This is a genomic window from Aeromonas sp. QDB23, assembly GCF_027707745.1.
Classification (GTDB): Bacteria; Pseudomonadota; Gammaproteobacteria; order Enterobacterales; family Aeromonadaceae; genus Aeromonas; species Aeromonas allosaccharophila.
In genome coordinates this window covers 29,405-49,846 of record NZ_JAPCJA010000017.1, presented here as the reverse complement: position 1 = coordinate 49,846, position 20,442 = coordinate 29,405, and the positions used below count along the sequence as shown (strand labels likewise).

17 protein-coding genes are annotated in these 20,442 nt (G+C 61.8%); 6 read left to right on the top strand and 11 right to left on the bottom strand.

The window, feature by feature from the left end; all coding sequences use genetic code 11:
• Window positions 1–55: 55 nt before the first annotated feature.
• From PG888_RS09760 to PG888_RS09750, 3 genes are all read left to right on the top strand, one after another.
• Entirely contained in the window at window positions 56–2,188 is a 2,133-nt protein-coding gene (locus PG888_RS09760; protein WP_182939095.1) for a lysine decarboxylase CadA, read from the top strand.
• Between the two features lie 109 nt (window positions 2,189–2,297).
• A complete protein-coding gene (gene pdxY, locus PG888_RS09755) occupies window positions 2,298–3,158 on the top strand; it encodes a pyridoxal kinase PdxY (protein WP_182939096.1) in 861 nt (286 codons plus the stop codon).
• 180 nt (window positions 3,159–3,338) lie between these two features.
• A complete protein-coding gene (locus PG888_RS09750) occupies window positions 3,339–3,809 on the top strand; it encodes a hypothetical protein (RefSeq protein ID WP_182939097.1) in 471 nt (156 codons plus the stop codon).
• An 87-nt stretch (window positions 3,810–3,896) separates the two neighbouring features.
• Here PG888_RS09750 and PG888_RS09745 read toward each other — a convergent pair whose 3' ends face one another.
• Window positions 3,897–4,334, bottom strand: coding sequence for a PliI family lysozyme inhibitor of I-type lysozyme (locus PG888_RS09745; protein WP_139708674.1), 438 nt, complete (start codon window positions 4,332–4,334; stop codon window positions 3,897–3,899).
• 59 nt (window positions 4,335–4,393) lie between these two features.
• The gene (locus tag PG888_RS09740) at window positions 4,394–6,427 is read right to left on the bottom strand and encodes a M13 family metallopeptidase (protein ID WP_182939098.1); all 2,034 of its coding nucleotides are present in this window, start codon (window positions 6,425–6,427) and stop codon (window positions 4,394–4,396) included.
• Window positions 6,428–6,607: 180 nt separating this feature from the next.
• On the opposite strand from PG888_RS09740, the gene tilS reads away from it, so the two are divergent.
• A complete protein-coding gene (gene tilS / locus PG888_RS09735) occupies window positions 6,608–7,966 on the top strand; it encodes a tRNA lysidine(34) synthetase TilS (protein ID WP_182939099.1) in 1,359 nt (452 codons plus the stop codon).
• 89 nt (window positions 7,967–8,055) lie between these two features.
• Here the strand turns inward: tilS and PG888_RS09730 are convergent, their stop codons facing one another.
• Complete coding sequence (locus tag PG888_RS09730) at window positions 8,056–8,958, bottom strand: GGDEF domain-containing protein (protein ID WP_182939100.1); 903 nt, start codon at window positions 8,956–8,958, stop codon at window positions 8,056–8,058.
• A 118-nt stretch (window positions 8,959–9,076) separates the two neighbouring features.
• Between PG888_RS09730 and PG888_RS09725 the strand changes: the two genes are divergently transcribed.
• On the top strand, window positions 9,077–11,029 hold the full coding sequence (locus PG888_RS09725) for a monovalent cation:proton antiporter family protein (protein ID WP_182939101.1): 1,953 nt from the start codon (window positions 9,077–9,079) through the stop codon (window positions 11,027–11,029).
• 31 nt (window positions 11,030–11,060) lie between these two features.
• Here the strand turns inward: PG888_RS09725 and PG888_RS09720 are convergent, their stop codons facing one another.
• The 4 genes from PG888_RS09720 to PG888_RS09705 form a co-directional block, all read right to left on the bottom strand.
• The gene (locus PG888_RS09720; RefSeq protein ID WP_075114155.1) at window positions 11,061–12,206 is read right to left on the bottom strand and encodes a patatin-like phospholipase family protein; all 1,146 of its coding nucleotides are present in this window, start codon (window positions 12,204–12,206) and stop codon (window positions 11,061–11,063) included.
• 113 nt (window positions 12,207–12,319) lie between these two features.
• Complete coding sequence (locus tag PG888_RS09715) at window positions 12,320–13,198, bottom strand: alpha/beta hydrolase (RefSeq protein ID WP_182939103.1); 879 nt, start codon at window positions 13,196–13,198, stop codon at window positions 12,320–12,322.
• An 82-nt stretch (window positions 13,199–13,280) separates the two neighbouring features.
• Complete coding sequence (locus PG888_RS09710; protein WP_139409414.1) at window positions 13,281–13,877, bottom strand: TetR/AcrR family transcriptional regulator; 597 nt, start codon at window positions 13,875–13,877, stop codon at window positions 13,281–13,283.
• Window positions 13,878–13,990: 113 nt separating this feature from the next.
• Window positions 13,991–14,635 carry a response regulator gene (locus PG888_RS09705; protein ID WP_042058575.1) on the bottom strand — a complete coding sequence of 215 codons (645 nt, stop codon included), beginning with the start codon at window positions 14,633–14,635 and terminating at the stop codon, window positions 13,991–13,993.
• Window positions 14,636–14,805: 170 nt separating this feature from the next.
• Between PG888_RS09705 and PG888_RS09700 the strand changes: the two genes are divergently transcribed.
• Complete coding sequence (locus tag PG888_RS09700; protein WP_182939104.1) at window positions 14,806–15,432, top strand: glutathione S-transferase; 627 nt, start codon at window positions 14,806–14,808, stop codon at window positions 15,430–15,432.
• Between the two features lie 75 nt (window positions 15,433–15,507).
• Here PG888_RS09700 and PG888_RS09695 read toward each other — a convergent pair whose 3' ends face one another.
• The 4 genes from PG888_RS09695 to PG888_RS09680 form a co-directional block, all read right to left on the bottom strand.
• A complete protein-coding gene (locus PG888_RS09695) occupies window positions 15,508–17,619 on the bottom strand; it encodes an alpha-amylase (RefSeq protein WP_182939105.1) in 2,112 nt (703 codons plus the stop codon).
• Window positions 17,620–17,840: 221 nt separating this feature from the next.
• Window positions 17,841–19,007, bottom strand: coding sequence for a hypothetical protein (locus PG888_RS09690; protein WP_139708682.1), 1,167 nt, complete (start codon window positions 19,005–19,007; stop codon window positions 17,841–17,843).
• Entirely contained in the window at window positions 19,007–19,378 is a 372-nt protein-coding gene (locus PG888_RS09685) for a GtrA family protein (RefSeq protein ID WP_005338463.1), read from the bottom strand. Before PG888_RS09685 ends, PG888_RS09690 begins: the two co-directional genes overlap by 1 nt.
• Window positions 19,375–20,394: a glycosyltransferase family 2 protein gene (locus PG888_RS09680; RefSeq protein WP_042657992.1), complete on the bottom strand. Its 1,020-nt coding sequence runs from the start codon at window positions 20,392–20,394 to the stop codon at window positions 19,375–19,377. Before PG888_RS09680 ends, PG888_RS09685 begins: the two co-directional genes overlap by 4 nt.
• Window positions 20,395–20,442 lie beyond the last annotated feature (48 nt).

Genomic DNA, 20,442 nt, shown 5'->3' with positions numbered 1-20,442 from the left:
GCTCTTCACTCACCATCCCTGATGGAGAGCGCCCCATTACGTGTGGAGCATTACGATGAATATCATTGCCATCCTCAACCACCTGGGCGTTTTCTTTAAAGAAGAACCCATTCGCCAGCTGCAAGCCTCCCTCGAGCGCAAGGGTTTCGAGGTCGTTTATCCGGTCGATGTGGCCGATCTGCTGAAACTGATCGAGAAGAACCCCCGCGTTTGCGGCGCCATCTTCGACTGGGACAAATATTCCCTGGGCCTGTGCAAAGAGATCCACGATCGCAACGAGAAGCTGCCGATCTTCGCCTTCGCCAACGACCAGTCCACCCTGGACATTCACCTGACCGATCTGCGTCTGAACGTCCACTTCTTCGAGTACCGTCTCGGCATGGCCGACGACATCGCCCTCAAGATGGGTCAGGCCACTCAGGAGTATCAGGACGCCATCCTGCCGCCGTTTACCAAGGCGCTGTTCAAGTACGTGGAAGAGGGTAAATACACCTTCTGTACCCCGGGTCACATGGGCGGCACCGCCTTCCAGATGAGCCCGGCCGGCAGCATCTTCTATGACTTCTACGGCCCGAACGCGTTCAAGGCTGACGTCTCCATCTCCATGCCGGAGCTGGGCTCCCTGCTGGATCACTCCGGTCCGCACAAGGAAGCCGAAGAGTACATCGCCCGTACCTTCAACGCCGATCGCTCCTACATCGTTACCAACGGCACCTCCACTGCCAACAAGATCGTCGGTATGTTCTCCGCACCGGCGGGCAGCACCGTGCTGGTTGATCGCAACTGCCACAAGTCGCTCACACACCTGATGATGATGAACGACGTGACTCCGCTCTACTTCCGTCCGACCCGCAACGCCTACGGCATTCTGGGCGGTATCCCGCAGAGCGAATTCAGCCGCGAGACCATCGCTGCCAAGGTTGCCGCCACCCCGGGTGCCCAGGCGCCCCGTTATGCGGTGATCACCAACTCCACCTATGATGGCCTGCTCTACAACACCGGCTTCATCAAGGAGAGTCTGGATACCCCTTACATCCACTTCGACAGTGCCTGGGTGCCCTACACCAACTTCAGTCCGATCTATGAAGGCAAGTGCGGCATGAGCGGTGAAGCGATGCCGGGCAAGGTGTTCTACGAAACCCAGTCCACCCACAAGCTGCTGGCGGCCTTCTCCCAAGCCTCGATGATCCACATCAAGGGTGACGTGGAGGAAGAGACCTTCAACGAAGCTTTCATGATGCACACCTCCACCTCGCCGCAGTACGGCATCGTGGCATCTACCGAGATCTCCGCTGCCATGATGCGGGGCAACACCGGCAAGCGTCTGATCAAGGACTCCATCGATCGCGCCGTATCCTTCCGCAAAGAGATCAAGCGTCTGCGTGATCAGAGCGAAGGCTGGTTCTTCGACGTATGGCAGCCGGACAACATCGACACCGTCGAGTGCTGGAAGCTGGATCCGAAAGATGATTGGCACGGTTTCAACGGCATCGACGATGACCACATGTACCTCGACCCCATCAAGGTCACCCTGCTGACCCCGGGGATGGGTCGTGACGGCCAGCTGCTGGAGAAGGGTATCCCTGCCTCTCTGGTCTCCAAGTTCCTGGACGAGCGCGGCATCGTGGTCGAGAAGACCGGCCCTTACAACATGCTGTTCCTCTTCTCCATCGGTATCGATCAGTCCAAGGCGATGCAACTGCTGCGTGCCCTGACCGAGTTCAAGCGCGGCTACGACCTGAACCTGACCATCAAGAGCATACTGCCGAGCCTCTATCGTGAAGACCCGAGCTTCTACGAAGGGATGCGCATTCAGGAGCTGGCGCAGCGGATTCATGACCTGACCAGCAAGTACCGTCTGCCGGAGCTGATGTTCAAGGCGTTCGACGTGCTGCCGGAGATGAAGATGACCCCGCACGCTGCATGGCAGCAGGAGCTGGCCGGCAATCTGGAAGAGGTGCCGTTGCGTGACATGGTTGATCGCATCAGCGCCAACATGATCCTGCCGTACCCGCCGGGAGTACCCTTGGTGCTGCCGGGCGAGATGGTGACTGCCGACTCCCTGCCGGTGCTCGAGTTCCTCGAGATGCTGTGCGAGATCGGGGCCCACTACCCGGGCTTCGAGACCGACATCCACGGCCTCTATCGTCAGGCCGATGGCAGCTACACCGTCAAGGTGCTGCGTTAATCGATAGTGACAACCATCGACAGTGACAACCATCGAAAGTCACAACAACGGGCCGCAAGGCCCGTTTTTCCCTCCAAAATTCCTGTTCTTATTACGTGAGTCGCCAACCATGAAGCGAGTGCTCTCCATTCAATCCCACGTAGTCTTTGGCTGTGCCGGCAACAGCGCCGCCGTTTTTCCCATGCGTCGCCTCGGGATCGAGGTATGGCCGATGAACACGGTGCAGTTCTCCAACCACACCCAATACCGCGAGGGCTGGCAGGGGATGGTGATGCCCGGCGGCCATATCCGTCAGCTGGTGAACGGGCTGGCGGAGATCGGCGTGCTGGCCGAGTGTGATGCGATCTTGAGCGGCTACCTCGGCTCGGCCGAACAGGGGGAGGAGATCCTGGCGGCGGTGGCCCGGCTCAAGGCACTCAATCCGTCCGCCCTCTATTTTTGTGACCCCGTGATGGGTCACCCCGACAAGGGGTGCATAGTGGCACCCGGCGTCGCCGATTTTCTGAAACATCGGGCACTGGCCTGCGCCGATATGCTGGCCCCCAATCTGCTGGAGCTGGAACAGCTCACCGGCCGCGATATCCGCAATGTGCCGGAGGCCATCGAGGCGTGCCAGCAGTTGCGCGAGCAAGGGGTCAAGCTGGTGATGGTCAAGCATCTGGGCAAGGCCGGCTTTGCCATGGACCGCTTCGAGATACTGCTGGTGTGCGAGGAGGGGACCTTTCACCTCTCCCGCCCGCTCTATCCTTTTGCCCGCCATCCCATCGGGGTGGGGGATCTGCTGAGTGCCACCATGCTGGCCAATCTGCTGGCCGGTTGCACCCCGGTGGCGGCGTTCGAGCTTACCAACGCCAGCGTGGATGCGGTGCTGGCCCGCACCTGGCTGGCAGGAGCCTACGAGCTGCAACTGGTGGCGGCCCAGCACGAGATGGCGCTGCCGCAGGTCTCCATCCGGGCGACTCGTCTCTGATCTGCGAGATAGCAATGGGTTTATGGCGGGGAAGGGGACTAATCTGGTGACCAGTAGTGTCAACGTGAAGAGGCCACCGAAGCGAGCGGTTGATCTTCAGGGTGACAAGGCGGGAGTGACGGCCAGATAGCATTGACAGCCAACCCGCCATACTCATGTTTCCACGGTTGGAGAGATATCATGCACAGCTTCAATAGACGACAGCTCTTGGTGACAACGATCCTGACGCTGAGCGTTTTTGCCGGTTTCGCAACCGGCCAGACATTGCTCCCGCTTAATGGACAAAACGCCGAGCAAATTAAATCTGATGATATGGCCTGCCAAAATCAGACGACCAGTGCGACCACTCCGGCGACTGAGCAGCCTCAGGGCGGGCGGCTCGCTGGCGCGGTGAAAGGGGGGCTCGTCGGGGCTGCTGCTGCGGAGGTGCGCGGTAACCAGTATGAGGCTTACGACAGGCTCGATGACGATGTGCAGCAGGAGTATCGACAGGAGAATGCCCGGGATGCGGCCGCAGTGGGGGCCGTGATAGGCGGCCGTCACCAGAGAAAAGAGCGACGTGCCGAACAAGTGGCTGCGCCCGCGGCGACCACCTCTTCACAGGCTTATATCAGTTGCATGCAGGGCAAGGGTTACAGCGTCACCCCATAAACGTCTGATGGCGTGATGCTGTCGGCAAGCTCAGGCCCCACCGGGGCCTGAGTCACCGATTATTGCGTCAGTGCTAATGCCTGGGGCTCAGTCCTGCGGGCTCCTGAGCGCCTTGATCACATCCTCTTTGGGTTCCAGCTCCTTGACCTGATTGAAGATCTCCAGCTCCCCTTGCGGGCTGACGGTGTAGGCGTCGGCATCCTGATAGCTGCCGCTGCCGGCGCTCTCGATGATGACCACCAGCTCGGGCTGTTTGTCGCCATTCAAATCGACCAGCTTCAGTTCCCGGATAAAGCCGTTGCGGGCCATCACCTTGCCATCCTGAAACTCATCCAGTGGAAATTGGGCGTTCTGGCCCGAATAGAGTCGCACGTCATAGCTGCCGATGGAGGCGGGCTCACCGGCCCCCTGCGCCACCCGGATCACCTGACCGGAGGGGAGGGTCAGTTGCTTGCTAAATCCCTCTTCGGCTTGTGCGGCCAGCGGCAGGGTCAGCAGCCCTGCGATCATCAATGCTCTGTTCATCTTGCTACCTCTTGCTGTCCGTTGAGCGCGGGCTCCCGCAGGAGCCCGCCGTGATGCTGTTACCAGATCTTCACCCGCTTCTGAGGCGGCAGATAGAGCTTGTCTTCCGGCTGGATGTTGAATGCCTCATAGAAGGCGGGAATGTTCGGCACCACGCCGTTGACCCGGTACTCGGGCGGTGAGTGGGGGTCGGAGCGCAGCAGCATCTGCATCAGCTCGGGGCGATACATCCCCTTCCACACCTGCGCCCAGCCGAGGAAGAAGCGCTGTTCGCCGGTAAAGCCATCCAGCACCGGCGCCTCCTTGCCATCGAGCGACAGCTCGTAGGCCTTGTGGGCGATGGTGAGGCCGCCCAGATCGCCGATGTTCTCACCCAGGGTAAACTGGCCGTTGACGAACTGGCCGTTGATGGGCTCGAAGCGGTTGTACTGGGCCACCAGCCGGCTGGTACGGAAGCGGAACTCCTTGAGATCCTGCGGTGTCCACCAGTCGCGCATCATGCCGTCGCCGTCAGATTTTGCCCCCTGATCATCAAAACCGTGGCCCATCTCGTGGCCAATGACCCCGCCGATGGCGCCATAGTTGACCGCATCATCCGCCATCATGTCGAAGAAGGGGGGCTGCAAAATGGCCGCCGGGAAGACGATCTCGTTGTTGCTCGGGTTGTAGTAGGCGTTCACCGTCTGGGGCGACATGTGCCACTCGTCCCGGTCCACCGGCTTGCCGAGGCGAGCCAGACTGTCTGCGTATTCAAAGGCTTGCGAGCGTTGCAGGTTGCCGACCAGATCATCCGGTTTGATGGCGATGGCGCTGTAATCCTTCCACTTGTCGGGATAGCCGATCTTGGGGCGGAACTTGGCCAGCTTCTCGAGGGCCTGCGCCTTGGTCTCCGGCGACATCCAGTCGAGCTCCTTGATGCTCTGGCCGTAGGCGGTGCGCAGGTTCTCCACCAGCTGCTCCATCCGCTCTTTGGCTGCTGGCGGGAAGTAGCGGTCCACATAGAGCTGGCCGACCGCTTCACCCAGATGATCGTTCAGCACCCCGAGCGCCCGCTCCCAGCTGGCGCGCTGCTTGGGTGTGCCGCTCAGGGTGGTGCCGTAGAAGGCGAAGTTGGCGCGGTCGGTCTCGCTGTCGAGATAGGGGGCGTAGTCGGTCAGCAGTTGCCACTTGAGGTAGGCCTGCCAGTCGGCGATGGGGGTCTGGGCCATCACCTGATCCAGCGCGCTCAGATAGGTTGGCTGACCGATGATGAGCTCCGGCTGGCCAGCAATGCCTGCCGCGTTCAGATAGGCCTGCCAGTCGAGATGAGGGGCGAGCCGCGCCAGTTCGCTGGCGGGGCGCTTGTTATAGTTCTTCTCCCGATCCCGCAGGGCCACGTTGTCCCACTGGATGGTGGCGAGCCGGGTTTCGAGGGCCAGAATCCGTTTGGCCTTGCCGCTCGGGTCAGATTCCCCGAGGCGGCTCAGCATGGCGGCGATATGCTGCTGGTACTTCTGGCGCAGGGCCTGACTGTCGGGATCCTGCTTGAGGTAGTAGTCCCGATCCGGCAGCCCCAACCCCCCTTGGTAGAGGTAGACCGCATAGCGGTCGGGGGACTTGGCATCGGCGTCGATCCAGATGCCGAACGGCGCGCCGCCGCCCATGCGGCCCGATTGGGCAAAGGCGCGGGCCAGTGCGGCCTGATCACCGATCCGATCGATGTCGGCCAGCGCGGGTGCCAGCGGGGTGAGCCCCTTGGCGTCACGGCTTGCCTGATCCAGATAGCTGGCGTAGAGATCGCGGATCTGCTGGGTCGGCGTGCCGGTGGCGGCCTCCTGCTTGGCCAGCCCCTCGACCAGCACCCGCACATCGGCGAGGGATTTGTCCCGCAGCATGTAGAAGGCGCCATCGGCGGGGCGATCGTCTGGGATCTTGGCGGTGGCGAGCCACTTGCCATTGACGTAGCGGAAGAAGTCATCGCCGGGTTTGACCCGGGTATCCATATTGGCCAGCGCCAGCCCGGAGTGTTTGGCGGATTCTTGCGGTGCCTGACTGCAGCCAGCCAGCAGGGCCAGTCCAATCAGGCCGGCCAGTAAGCTTTTCTTATTGTTCATCTTGTTTGATTCCAATTCGGGTTGTTTGCTTCCCTGCCCATCTTCCTTGCTCCAACCAGCTGTGCGACCGTCTTGCGGTCTGCCTGGTGGAGAGGGCGGGCGAGCCTCACTCTAGCAGCAGGGTTGCAGCTTGATAAGCCCGACTCTGCTAAGATCGGCCGGTCCGTTCTGGGGAAGCCTATGATTTCTCATCTTTATTCTCGCTTTTGTCTGACTATGCCAGCGCCGGAAGGTTCCACCGGTTTGCTGGTGGCATTCAGTGGCGGTCTCGACTCCACCCTGCTGCTGGTGCTGGCGGCGCAGTATGCCCGCGAGCACGGCCTGCCACTTCGCGCCCTGCACGTGCACCACGGCCTCAGCTCCCATGCCGATGAGTGGGTCGCTCACTGTGAATCCGTGTGTCAGCAATTGGCGGTGGAGCTGCTGGTCGAGCGGGTGACCCTGGCCCGCGGCAATGGCGAGAGTCTGGAGGCGCAGGCCCGCACCGCCCGTTACCAGCGGCTGACGGCCCGAATGCGGGAGGGGGAGTGGCTGCTCACCGCCCATCATCAGGACGATCAGCTGGAGACGCTGCTGCTGGCCCTCAAGCGCGGCGCCGGTCTGCGCGGGCTGGCGGGCATCTTGCCAAGCCAGCCCTTTGCCGGTGGCCTGTTGCTGCGTCCGCTGCTCGATATCGGTCGTGCCGAGTTAGCCGAGGCGGCGGCGAGCCTCCCCTTTGGCTGGGTGGAGGATGAGAGCAATCAGGATGTGAGCTATGACCGCAACTTTCTGCGCCAGACGCTTATCCCCCAGCTCAAGGTGCGCTGGCCCGCCATGGCCCAGACCGCGGCGCGCAGTATGGCCCTGTGCGCCGAGCAGGAGGCGTTGCTGGAGGAGCTGGCCGAGAGTGACTGGCAGCTGGCGGGCGAGGGGGAGGCGCTCCATATCGGCCCGCTGCACGCCCTCTCACCGACCCGGCGCAACAACCTGCTGCGCTACTGGATCCGCCGTCAGGGCGGCGAGATGCCATCCCGCGAGCAGCTTGCCCGGCTATGGCAGGAGGTGGCGCTGGCGCGCGGCGATGCCAATCCCCAGCTCAACTGGGGGCGCCAGAGCTGCCGCCGTTTTCAGGAGCGGCTCTATCTGGTGAGCCCTGACCTGCAACCCTGCCATCAGCTGTTGTCGCTCACCGTGGGCGAGCCGCTGACCCTGCCGGACGGGCTGGGCGAGCTGGTGGTGCGCATGGCGGAGCGCGGCGAGGGGCTGCTGCGTGTCCCTCGGCAAGATGAGCCACTTTCGGTGCGCTTTCAGGTGGCGCCCGGGATCCCTCTCAAGCCGGTAGAACGAGGCGGCAGTCGGCGGATGAAGAAGCTGCTGCAGGAGTATGGCGTGCCCTCGTGGCAGCGGGGGCGCATCCCCATCCTCTACTATGGCGAGCAGGTGGCGGCGGTGGTGGGGCTCTTTGTCTGCGACGGCTTTATGGCACAGGGGGCCGGGCTGGTGTGCCACTGGCAGGGGAGCGGTGCGGCCCCCATCCTGCCCGAGCAGGATCTCGCCTGACTTGATATCTCTGTGAGCGAGGGCTAGCCCCAAAAAAAGAAGCTCCGGTCACATGGCGCGCATGTGCCGGAGCAAAGAAGAGTTCGGGATTATTCGAGAAGGCCGGCCTTGCCGGCTTTTTTACGGGCGTAGAGGTGACTGTCGGCTGCTTCATAGAGGCTCTGCACATCGACCCCTGATTGCCAGCTGGCGGCGCCAAGGCTGCAGCCGACCGAGAAGGTGCTGAGCTCCTTGTTGGTCATCAACATATGCTGCAGTCGCAGCCAGACCGGGCGCCACGCCTCGGGTTCGGCCGGTTGCAGCAGCAGGGCAAATTCATCCCCCCCGAGCCGGAAGGCTTGATCGGTACTGCGGATACACCCCTTGAGCAGCTGGGCGAAGCGGCTCAGCACCAGATCCCCCACCGGATGGCCCCAGGTGTCATTGATCTGCTTGAAGCGATCGAGATCCAGCAGCACCAGCACCAGACCGTGGGGCTCGCGGCTATGCTGCTCGATGGCGCGGCCGATGGCCTCGTCAAAGTAGGAGCGGTTGCCAAGGCCGGTCAGGTGATCGAGCCGGACCAGCTGATCCAGTTTTTCCAGCCGCAGATAGAGGGGCAGCAGCAGGCAGAGCAGCTGATGGTATTGCATCAGTACCCGTTGCTGGCTGCCGCTCAGCGGATGTTCCAGCTCGTATTGGAGCTGGCCGAGCAACTGGCCGTGCTGGCCGCGCAGCTCGAACGGATAGTTGTGCAGGTTGAGGGTGGCCAGCGGCGGGTGCTGGATCAGCACATGGGGCTGGCCACAATCGAGGTAGAGACCGTGGATCCTGACAATTCTTGCCGCACGCTCGGCAAAAGTTGTCAGCAAACCGCCGAGATCGCTCTGCCCCAACAACTGCTCGAGCAACTGGTTGCGTTCAACGCTGGGCAACGGCGTGAGCCGCTCCATCTGGCGAACCCACTGCTCGATGCCATGGCTAAAGCCATTAAGTGACGACGTATTTTCCATGGTCTTCCACCTGTAACACCTGACTACTGTCTCCTCCCTGCAATTGGCATGCCCAATATATCTTTCCTGACCGCCAGATCGGCTGACTAAGCTTAAGTCGATAAAAGGAGAGGAAAATTTGTACACCGACCTGTTGATCCTGCTGTTCGCCGCCGTGCTGCTGGTGGCAATTTTCCGGCGCCTCGGCTTGCCGGTGATCCTCGCCTACCTGATTGCTGGCGTGTTGCTCGGCCCCCACGGGCTGGCGGTGATCACCGGCCAGTCGATCATGCAGACCATTGCCGAGCTGGGGATCGTCTTTCTGATGTTCTCGCTGGGGTTGGAGTTCTCCCTGCCGAAATTGCTGGCGATGCGCCGGTTGGTGCTGGGGGTCGGGATGTTGCAGGTGCTGCTCACCTCGCTGCTCTTCTTCGCCATCGGCTGGTGGTGGGGGCTGGGTCTGGCGCAGTCGCTGGTGGTGGCGGGGACGCTGGCGCTCTCCTCCACGGCGGTGGTGATCAAGCAGCTCGGCGAGCAGAAGCAGCTCCATACCCGCCGGGCTCAGCTCGGGGTGAGCGTGCTGCTGTTTCAGGATCTGGCGGTGGTGCCCCTGCTGGTGATGATCCCGATCCTCGCCCAGCCGGAAGTACAGGGGAGCGCCCTGGCCGCCGAGATCGCCTGGGCCACCCTCAAGGGGTTGTTTGCCTTGCTCACCCTGCTGGCGGTCGGCAAATGGTTGCTACCGCTGCTGTTTCACGAGGTGGCGCGGGCCCGCTCCGATGAACTGTTCGTGCTGAGCGCCCTGTTGGTGGCGCTGCTTGCCGCGTTCATGACCCATTCGCTCGGGCTGTCAATGGCGTTGGGGGCGTTTCTGGCGGGGATGATGCTGGGGGAGTCCCACTACCGTCATCAGCTGGAGGTGGACATCAAACCGTTTCGCGACGTGCTGATGGGGCTTTTTTTTATCACCATCGGCATGGCCATGGATTGGCAGCTGGTGGCGCGGGCATGGTGGCAGGTGCTGATCTGCGTGCTGTTGCTGGTGCTGTGCAAATCCCTGCTGGTGCTGCTGGCCGGGCGGCTGATGGGGGAGCGCAAGCGTGACAGCATGGCTGCTGGCATCATGTTGAGTCAGGTCGGAGAGTTTGGCTTCGTGCTGCTGGCGCTGGCGCTCCATCACGGCCTGCTGGATCAGCAGCAGGTCTCCCTGCTCATCGGCATCGGTATCATCTCCATCGCCATGACCCCCTGGCTGGTGACTCAGGCCCATTCGCTGGCTCGCAGCCTCACTGATCCGGCGCTGCTGACCCGCTCCGAGGTCGCCCAGTCGGGCCTGAGCAAGAACCAGCACGTCATCATCGCCGGTTTTGGTCGGGCCGGGCAGACCTGTGCCCGTTTTCTCAAGATCGAGGAGATCCCCTTTCTGGCCCTCGATCTGGACCCCGAGCGGGTGAGCGAGGCCAAGCAGGCAGGAGAGCAGGTGGCCTTCGGCGATGCCAGCCGCCGCGATATTCTGCTGGCCGCCGGGTTGCTGCGGGCGCGGCTGGTGATCATCACCTTCGATGATCGCAAGCGGGTGGAGGCGATGCTGGCGCTGATCCGCGCATTGGCGGGGGAGCTCAAGGTGCTGGTGCGTACCCGGGACGACAGTTTTCTGGAGCAGTACAAGCAGGCGGGGGCGTTTGAGGTGATCCCCGAATCCCAGGAGGGGGCCCTGATGCTGGTCTCCCATCTGCTGCTCAACTGCGATATTCCTCTCGGGCGAGTAATCCGCCGGATGGAGCACGAGCGCAGCAGTCAGTATCGCTTCCTGCACGGCTTCTACTGGGGGGATCAGAGCGCCAGCAATCTGGAGGCAGACCAGCTGCTCGAACGTCTCCATCCGCTGTTGCTGCATGATCAGGCGTGGGCGGTCGGCCATGAAGTGCGCGAGTTGCCGCTCGATGAGGTGCGGATCAAGGAGGTGCAGCGTGGGGATCTGAGTCTGGAGCCCAGACCCGAGCTGGTGCTGGCGGCTGGCGATCGGCTGATCCTGTTTGGTACCGTGGTGGCGATGGAGCAGGCGGAGCAGCGTCTGCTGGAGGGGCACTGAGTCCCCTCGCGCTCATCGATTACGCCCTCGTTTACTCCCGCTCTGTTGGTTGCCCCTCGATATCGAGAAAGGCGGCGACCCGCTCCCGCTCCTGGAGGGTATCCCGATAGCCCAGCTTGATCAGCTGCTGGCAGTAACCCGGATAGAACATCAAAAAGCTGGCCAGACTGCTGGTCTCATCCCCCTTCACGCCCAATACCCGCAACAGGCGGCGCAGTTGCAGTGGCAGCTTGCGCAGATAGGCCAGCGCCATGGTGTCGAGATCCTGACTCGGTTTCAGCACGCAGGTTTCCACCCGTTTCAGCTTCAGGCGGTTGCGCTCCCGCTCCGGGATCAGGTCCAGGGTCTGGTTGATGCGCCACAATCGCTCCAGATCGGAGTTGAGGGTGTCGGTAAAGACGGTATCGAGCAGATGGCTGGCGATATTGGAGCTGGTGAGGTGGCCGTGGTGATGAGTCGGTGCCGAGTGCTCGGGTGGATCCAGGGTGATCAGCAGGATCCGCTCCGCCCCCAGATGGATGGCGGGGCTGAGCGGGCTCAGCTGGTGGATGGAGCCGTCGCCGTAGAACTTCTCGCCGATCCGGGTGGCCGGAAAGACAAAGGGCAGCGCCGAGGAGGCGAGCAGATGTTCCGATGTAAGCACGGTGCGCACCCCGCGCCGTCTCGCCCGTTCCCACGGATGGTGCTCGGCCCGCCCCTGAAAGAAGGTGGTGGAGAGACCGTCATCGTAATCCGACGCCGTGATGGCCAGCGCCTCCAGACTGCCGTAGAGGATGTTGTCATCGATGCGGTGATAGTCGATGAGCTGATCCAGCAGGCGATGCAGCGGCGCGTTGTCAAACAGGTGAAAGGCGTGGTTGGTGTGGGGATTGATCAGCCCCGCCGACCCTTCGTACATCAGCCGCCACAGCAGCCGACCGGGGTGAAAATCGAAGATGTGGTGAGTCTCGAAACGGCGCCAGACCCACTCCAGCTTGCGCACCCCCAGATGGAAACAGGAGGCGTAGCAGGCCAGCGCGGTGACATTGATGGCCCCCGCCGAGGTGCCGCACAGGATGGGAAAAGGGATGCCGAGATTGCGCGGGTAGAGCTCCGCAATCGCCTTGAGGGCGCCGACCTGATAGGCGGCGCGAGCACCGCCACCGGTGAGCAACAACGCTGTATTGGGTCTGGCCATATGCTGGCGCCTTATTGTTGGCCCGAGAGGGGCGTTCCCACTGACAAGTTAACTATAAGGCGCTGTATCAAATATAAAAACGGGCGCTCGCCCGTTTTTTTCATGGCCCTCTGTCAAAGGGCCCGGTGAGGATTTTCCGGCCGCGCCAGCTGATCGAAAGCGGCAAATACCGGGGCGCTGGCGAGGATGCGGCCGTGGCCCAGACCCCGGGTGCTCACCAGCCGGGTATGACCATCTTGGCTGGCCCGCAGGGAGTCGTCGTGGGGGGCAAACCTGTCCTCCTCATCGTGTACTATCATCGCCGCGCCGCTGCGGTTGGCGAGTCGGCCCAGCGGATCGACTGTGCTCAAGGGGTGCTGGTACTCCTGCTCAATCTCCTTGACCACCGCATCGAACAGCCGGATGGAGTAGCCGGAGCGCGCCACCATGCCGTAGAGCTGGGGCACATAGTCGAGCACCGGCGAAATCAACAGCAGTGGCAGGGCATCGATACCCGGCTGACGGCTGGATAGAGTGACGGCGCCCCCCATGCTGTGGGCGATGACCCCGTGCAGCGGGTCTACCTCGCTGGCCAATTTGGCTGCCAGCTCGTCGAAGGCGCACACGAAACGGGGCAGGTGGCCAGTGTTGCCTGCGCTCTGGCCGTGGGCCGGATGATCGTAGGCAATGGCGGTGAAACCTTGCGCGGCGATATGACTCATCAGCGGATAGAACTGGCTGGCGCTGCCGGACCAGCCGTGCATCAGCAGCCACAGTGGCCCCTGACCGAGCCGATAGCTCATCAGCGTCCCTTCGCTGGTATGGACGGCCTGTTTCACCAGACCGGCAGGTTCGCTGCCATCCCGCTGGTTGCGCTGGGGGGTGAGCAGCAACTTGCTGGCGGTACGCTTGGCATGGCTGGGGGCGAGTCTGTGGTGCAACCGGGTGCCGATCCCCAGCAGCCATTTGCTCGGGCTGAAGCGGCGGGTGTTGAAGTAGATCTTGCTGCTCATGGTCATCCTGTGGTTTTTATGTGCGAACGGTCGTGCTTTTTTATCGGTTTTTAAAAAATCGTGTTGAACGGATGCCAAAACATCAGCGCCAGCTGCTCAGCAGCGCGTCCACTTCGGGCCAGAAGTGGCGGGCCGGATCCTGACACAGTTCGAGGTCGTTGAACACCTGATCCGCCAGATAGAGGCCATAGAGACGGTAAACGGCGCGCCAGGGATCCATCTCCTGTCGCCACTCGCCTGCAGCCTGACCCTGCACCACCTGACGGGCCAGATAGTCGAGCCAGAAGCGCACCAGCTGACGGGCGGCTTGCTGTACCTGGCTCGTTTGCTCATGGCCATCCTGCGCCGAGGTCCAGGCGTCGAGGAACATGCAGCGTCCGGCGAAGCAGTGGTTCCACGCCTGCCAGGCGCGCAGCAGGGCGATCAGCTTGTCATGCTGGCTCTGGTGCTCCTGCTGGCGTACCGGCTGGATCACTCGCAGCCGAAATACCTCGGCGGCGTACTCCAGCACGGCGATCTGCAGATTGTCGCGGGATTGAAAGTGGGCAAACAGGCCGCTTTTCGACATCTCGCAGGCGCTGGCCAGCGAGCCGATTGTCAGGCTCTCCAGCCCTTGCTGGCTCGCTTGCTCGAAGGCGGTCTGCAAAATGTTTTCCCGGGTCAGGCGCCCCTTGCTCATCTTTCTCTCCTCGTTGGCGCTGGCAGCATAAAGTACGATCGTGCTAATTGTCGAGCAACAAATAGCCAGCATGGCTGGCTATGTTGTCTTGCGCGCGTTACTGCGCGCGGGGCTCAGCTCTCCCTGATATCGAGCTGTTGCAGGGCGATGACCGCCTGAGTGCGGTTCTTGACCCCTAGCTTGCGAAAAATGGCGGTGATATGCGCCTTGATGGTGGCTTCGGAGACATTGAGCTCCCAGGCGATCTGCTTGTTCAGGCTGCCGTCGCGCAGCATGATCAGCACCTTGTATTGCTGGGGGGTGAGGCTGGCCAGCTTGCTGGCGAAATCGGGGCCATCTTCCGATTCGGGATGGAGCGAGATGCCTTCCGGCACCCAGTTATCTCCCCCGATCACCGTATTGAGGGCGTTGACCAGCTCCTTCATCGGCACCGATTTGGGAATGAAACCGAGCGCGCCGAGCCGCAGCACCTGCTGGATGATGGCCGCATCTTCCGAGGCGGAGACCACTACGATGGGCAGGTCGGGGTACTGGCCGCGCAGGTGGGCCAGCCCCTCGAAGCCATTGGCTCCGGGCATCTTGAGATCGAGAAGCAACAGGTCAACCTCGGGGTGCTCCCCGAGCAGGCTGGTCAGGCTGTCGATGGAGTCCGCTTCCAGCAATTGAGCGTCGTTGATGGCCATGTGCACCGCTTGGTAAAGGGCGCCCCGAAACAGGGGGTGGTCATCTGCGATGACGATGGTAAATTGGCTGTCCATATTTCGGTTAATGGCTCACATTGTTGCTAACTGATTGTTTTGAAAAATCAAACTAGCATCGCTCACCAAGAGGGTCAAACCCGCCGGTGCGCAAATGTGAAGCGACCATCGGATGTGTTGCCATCAGGGCAGACCGACCGGTGGCAGGCAACTCATGCAGGAGGCAAGAGATGGGATCCTTGGTATTGACGGTGGGCACCGGCTCCACCTGGGCGATGCGGGCGGCACTGGTGCTCGCCATGAGCGGGCTGACGTGGCAGGAGCAGGTGTTCGATCTTGAGGATGCCAAGTCGCTGGGGCGACTCAAGCGGCTGGCACCGGCCGGTCTGGTGCCCTGGCTCGAACACGATGGCGTGCGGGTTCACGACTCGCTGGCCATCGCCGAATATATTCACGAGCGCTGTCCCGACCGTCAGCTCTATCCCGTTTCGCTGGCCGAGCGGGCACTGGCTCGCAGTCTCTGCGCCGAGTTGCACGCGGGATTTCGGCAGATCCGTTCTCTGCTCCCCTTCTTCCTTGGCGCGCCAACTCATATAGATCCTCCGGTGGAAGCGGTCGGCGAGCTGGCTCGCTTGCAGGAGATCTGGTCGCAGGCGCGGGGTCCCTTTTACTTTGGTGAGGCGGGCATTGTCGATGCCTTCTATGCCGTGATGGCCTATCGGCTGGCCAGCTACGGCATCCTGTTGCCCGGTCAGGCCGGAGTCTATCAGCAGGCGCTGCTGGCTTGGCCCTTGTGGCAAGAGATGTTGGTCAAGGCGCGCTTGCAGTGGCCGGTGGCGGCGCGTCAGTCACAGTGAGCCGCTACAGATGGATAAACGAGAGAGGGGAGCCAGTGGCTCCCCTCTCTGTTGCTGGTAAATATGGCTCAAGAGTTACTGCTGCCGACCGGCAAAGACCACCACCACCTTGTCATCCCCCTTCTCCCGCACAAAGGCGTAGGGAGCATCCGAGAGTTTCTGATGGCTGCCTGCTGCCACTGCCGGATGGGCGGCGCGGAACTGGCCCAATTGCTGCCAGTGTTTGACCAGTTCGGCCCGCTCGCCGCTGGCCAGCTCCTGCCAGTTCATATCCGAGCGCAACGCCTGATCGAACACCCCGCCATCCTTGGCCAGCCCGCGGCCGGACTCGTCGCCGTAGTAGAGCTGGATACCGCCCGGCAGCAGCATAAAGCTGTTAGCGACCCGGCGCTGCAGCGGCACATCCTGATAGTCGCCAAAGAACAGCTTGGTGTCGTGGGAGCTGATATAGCTCAGCACGTTGAACTCGGGATCCTGATTGATGCGGCTGGCGTAGCTGGCATAGGTGGGCTCGGCGCCCGCCATGCACTGGGCCTGGGGCAGGGCGAACTCGCGCTGATAGTCAAAGTTGATCAGCGAATCGAAGCCGTTCTGATACCAGAAATCCTTGGCGACCCCGTGATCCCATACCTCGCCCACCATGTAGAAGGGCAGCTCGTCGAGCGCCTTGTCCGGGTTGGCGGCCTTCCACTCCTTGAGCGCCGTAGTGCCCGCCTGTTTGAGCTTGGCCCATACCTCGGGCTCCAGATGTTTGACGGTGTCGGCCCTAAAACCGTCGATGCCAAAGCGGCGCACCCAGTCGGTGTGCCAGGCGATCAGGTAGTCGCTTACCGTAGCGTCGGGCAGCGCCTTGGCGAGGGTGTCTTTTTTCGCGGCCAGCAACGGCGGCAGCCCTACCTGTTTGGTCGATTCGGTGAGGAAGTCCGGCAGCCCCGCCACCGAGCCGGTGACATCGTCGGTGCCGGGCTGCGGGTAGCCGGGCAGACCGGCACGCACCCAGTCACCGCTCCACCACTTGTTCCACGCTGGCGATTGATAGTCGATGAACTGGTTGTAGCCATGCCAGTTGAGGCCGCCGCTCGGGCGCCACTGGTTCCAGACGGTCGGCAGTTTGCCGCTGTTTTGGGTCAGATCGGTGAGCCCCAGATCCTGCAGATCGGCGAGGGTGGCGTAACCGGCATGGTTCATCACCACATCGAGGATGATCCGCATGCCGCGCTTGTGGGCCTCGTCCACCAGAGTTTTCAGGCTCTCCTCATCGCCATAGTTGGGATCGATCTTGGTGAAGTCGAGCGCCCAATAGCCGTGGTAGGCGTAGAAGGGGAAGTTGCCCTGCTCGCCACCGCCGATAAAACCGTGCACCTGCTCCACCATGGGGGTGATCCAGATGGCGTTCATGCCGAGGTTCTTGATGTAGTCGAGCTTCTCGGTCAGCCCCTTGAAGTCGCCGCCGTGCCAGGTGGCCACCTCGTCCTGGCCATCCTTCTGGCGGCCGAAACTGTGGTCATTGGTCGGGTCGCCATTGTGGAAGCGGTCGGTCAGCAGGAAATAGACGCTCGCCTGATCCCAGCTGAACGGCGCTGGTTTGGCTGCCTTGACCGGCTCGAGCAGCAGCAGGCCACCGCTCTCCTTGCTCGGGGTCAGGGTCAGCTTGCTCTGTTTGACCACAGCCTCCTGTTTCGAGTAGGCATCCCGCAGCCGGGTGCCGTCGGGCCAAACCCCTTTCAGGGATACCGTGACCGGGCCGCCATCCCAGCTGATGCAGGGCTCTTGTGGTGGCTGGCGCTTGAACTCGCTCTTCTTGGTTGCCCGCAGCACCTTGAGGCTGGGGGTATCCGGGTTGAAGGTGAACTGATACTCCCCTGCCAGCATCACCCGCAGGGTAAAGCTCTGCTCCTTGCTGCATTTGTCCATCGGCTGGGCGGTGCCGAAGGGAAGCGGCTTGCTCTCGCTCGGGCCAAAGCTGGTACCGCAGCTGTTGCCCGCGTCGCTGATGCGGATCTGGTGGCTCCCCTTGGCAAGGGAATGGGTCAGCTCCACCGTGCCCTTGTCCAGCGCGATCGGGGTCGCTATCGGCTGACCATCCACATAGAGGTGAACCTCGGGGGCGGCCATCGCCTGTGGGGTGAACAGAGGGGCGGCCAGCAGGGCAAGCCAGAGAGAGGATAAGTTGGGAGCGCGACGCATAAGCCATTCCTTGAGCAGGGCAGTTCGGACAAGCGCCCATTCTAGGAGCAGCAAAGCGCGCCTTGGATCGGCAAAATGCCGATTTGTGACATCAGTTCAAATGGTTACGTTTTCAAGCCGAGGAAAGTGTGATGGGGGAGGCGCTCTGTTGATAAAAATAGCGGCCATAAAAAATGCCGGTCAGGTGACCGGCATTTGGCGTTTCAGGCATCGTCATCACATCAGACGGTGAAGAACTTGAAGTTGACGAAGGCCACCGCGATGAAGGAGGCAACCATGCCGCTGATGCAGAGCACCGCCGGGCGGATGGCGGGCCAGCGATGGGTCAGCAGAATGATGGCCAGCAGGGTCGGGTAGAGCCCGAACATGTAGCGCGGCATGGCGTTGAGGCCGGTCATCAGCGGAATGGTGCAGCAGATGAACATCAGGGTCGCCTCGGCCCAGCGCTTCTGGCTGAACAGGTAGCCGTTCAGGCACCAGCCGAAGATCACCATGATGGAGAGGTAAGCCTTGCGACCGCCCAGCTCGAAACCGCTCAGCCACCAGTCCAGCGGGCTGTCCATGTAGCGACCCCAGGCCACCTGAATGTGCTTGAAGGCCATCGCATCACCGGTCAGGTGATAGAGGTAGAGCATGTAGGCAAACAGGCCAAAGGGGATCATCCAGAGGGTGAATACCACCTTGAAGGCCCGCTCGGTGAAGCGGAAAAATTCCCGCCAGCCGTAGGCTTGCAGCGCCAGGATCAGCACCGGGAACACCATCATCACGCCCAGATTGCGGGTACCCGAGATACAGACCCCCAGCACGGCGACCATCAGCCACTGTTCACGATAGGCGAACAGGAACATCCCCAGCATCAGCGCCATAAAGGTCGACTCGGTATAACCGGAGACGAAGTAGGCGGAGAAGGGGGAGAAGGCGAGCAACCAGACGCCGAAGCGGGCGGTATCGTCACCCAGCTTGAGCTGACGCAGCACCAGCAGCATCAGCGGCAGGCTGGCGAAGAAGGAGGCGTTGGCCACAATGATGAGGCCGATCAGGCTCTCGACATTGAACAGGTTGGAGATGGCACCGGAGACCATCGGATAGAGCGGCATAAAGGCCCAGTTGGCCGCATTGCCCTTGCTCAACCAGCGCGGGTAGAGGTCGTAGCCGTTCTCGATGATGCGCTGGAACCAGACGCAGTCGAACTGACAATAGGCCTGCAGCGGGCCGATATCGGGGGAGCCATAGAGCTGGACACCGAAGTAGCCCATGCCATACAGCGCTATCCGACTCAGCATGAAGGCGGCGATGATCATCAGCCAGTCACGGCCGCTGATGCGCAGTGAAGGGCGATAAGGCTGTGCAGCCCCGGTGAGCGGGGCAGTATTGGTCATATCATTCATCAGGCAAAAACCCAGACGCGAGAGAGAACGTAAGTGAGGACGGTAACGGTCAGGGTGGCGATGACCACCGGCAGCAGACCGGAGAGCCCCGCAAACAGCAGGCCGCTCAGGATCAGGTTACGCACCGCCAGCGAGAAGAGGGCGACCAGCAGAAACTTGCTGGCGGCTCCCTGCTTCTGGAAGGTGATGTAGCGGTGACCAAAGAAGGAGAACCAGAACGCGATGGCAAAGGCCAGCGTGGTAACCAGGTGCTCCGAGATGGTTGGCCAGGTATGAAACAGTGCGATGGAGGTGCCAAGGTCGACGAGGGTGGCCCCCCCGCCGACAAAACCGAAACGTACCAGCCGCCAGAATTCCTCGCGGGAGATCATTGCGGCGCTTGCTCCTGCTGCTCTTGGGGATTGCTTTCAGCGTTCTGCGGTTTGGCCGCATCCTGCTTGGCATACTGGCCATAGACCCCTTCAATGAGGTAGACCGGACGCTGTTTCACTTCCACGAACATGCGGCCGATGTACTCGCCGATGATGCCGAGCGACAACAGCTGGATACCGCCGAGGAACAGCACCACGGACATCAGGGAGGCGTAACCGGGCACGTCGATGCCGAAGAAGACCACCTGGGTCACGATCTTGAGGATATACAGGAAGGCGACGAAGGAGACGCCGACACCCACATAGCTCCAGACCCGCAGCGGCCAGCTGGAGAAGCTGAGCAGACCGTCGAGGGCGAAGTTCCACAGTTTCCAGTAGTTGAACTTGGTTTCACCGGCGTGACGGGCCGGGCGCTCGTAGGGGACGCCAACGGCACGGAAACCGGCCCAGGCAAACAGACCCTTCATGAAGCGGTTGCGCTCCGGCAGCAGCTTGATCGCTTCGACCACGCGACGGTCGATCAGGCGGAAGTCACCGGCGTTCTCCGGCAGCTTGGTGCTGGTGGAGAGGGCGTTGAAGAAGCGGTAGAAGCCACCGGCCGTCACGCGTTTCATCGGGGTATCGGCGCTGCGATCGACACGGATGCCGTAGACGGTGTCATAGTCACCGGTCTGCCACAGTTTGACGAATTCCAGGATCAGGGCGGGGGGATCTTGCAGATCCACGTCCATCGGCACGATGGCGTCCCCTTTGGCCTGATGTAGACCGGCGGTCAGGGCGGCTTCTTTACCGAAGTTGCGTGCCAGGTTGACCAAGGTCACGCGCGGGTCGCGGGCGATGGCCTGCTCAACCACTTCACGGGTGCGGTCACGGCTGCCATCGTTGACGAATACAATTTCAAGCTGGTCTTTCAGCGGGGCCAGTTCGTTGTCTATCGCGTTGATGAAGGCATCGATGCTCTCTTCCTCGTTGTAAACGGGAACGACCAGAGAGAGTCGAAAATCTGGATGCGACATAAGAACGTCCTTATTTGGGATAGTTGTTTTTATAAAATGGTATTCGGG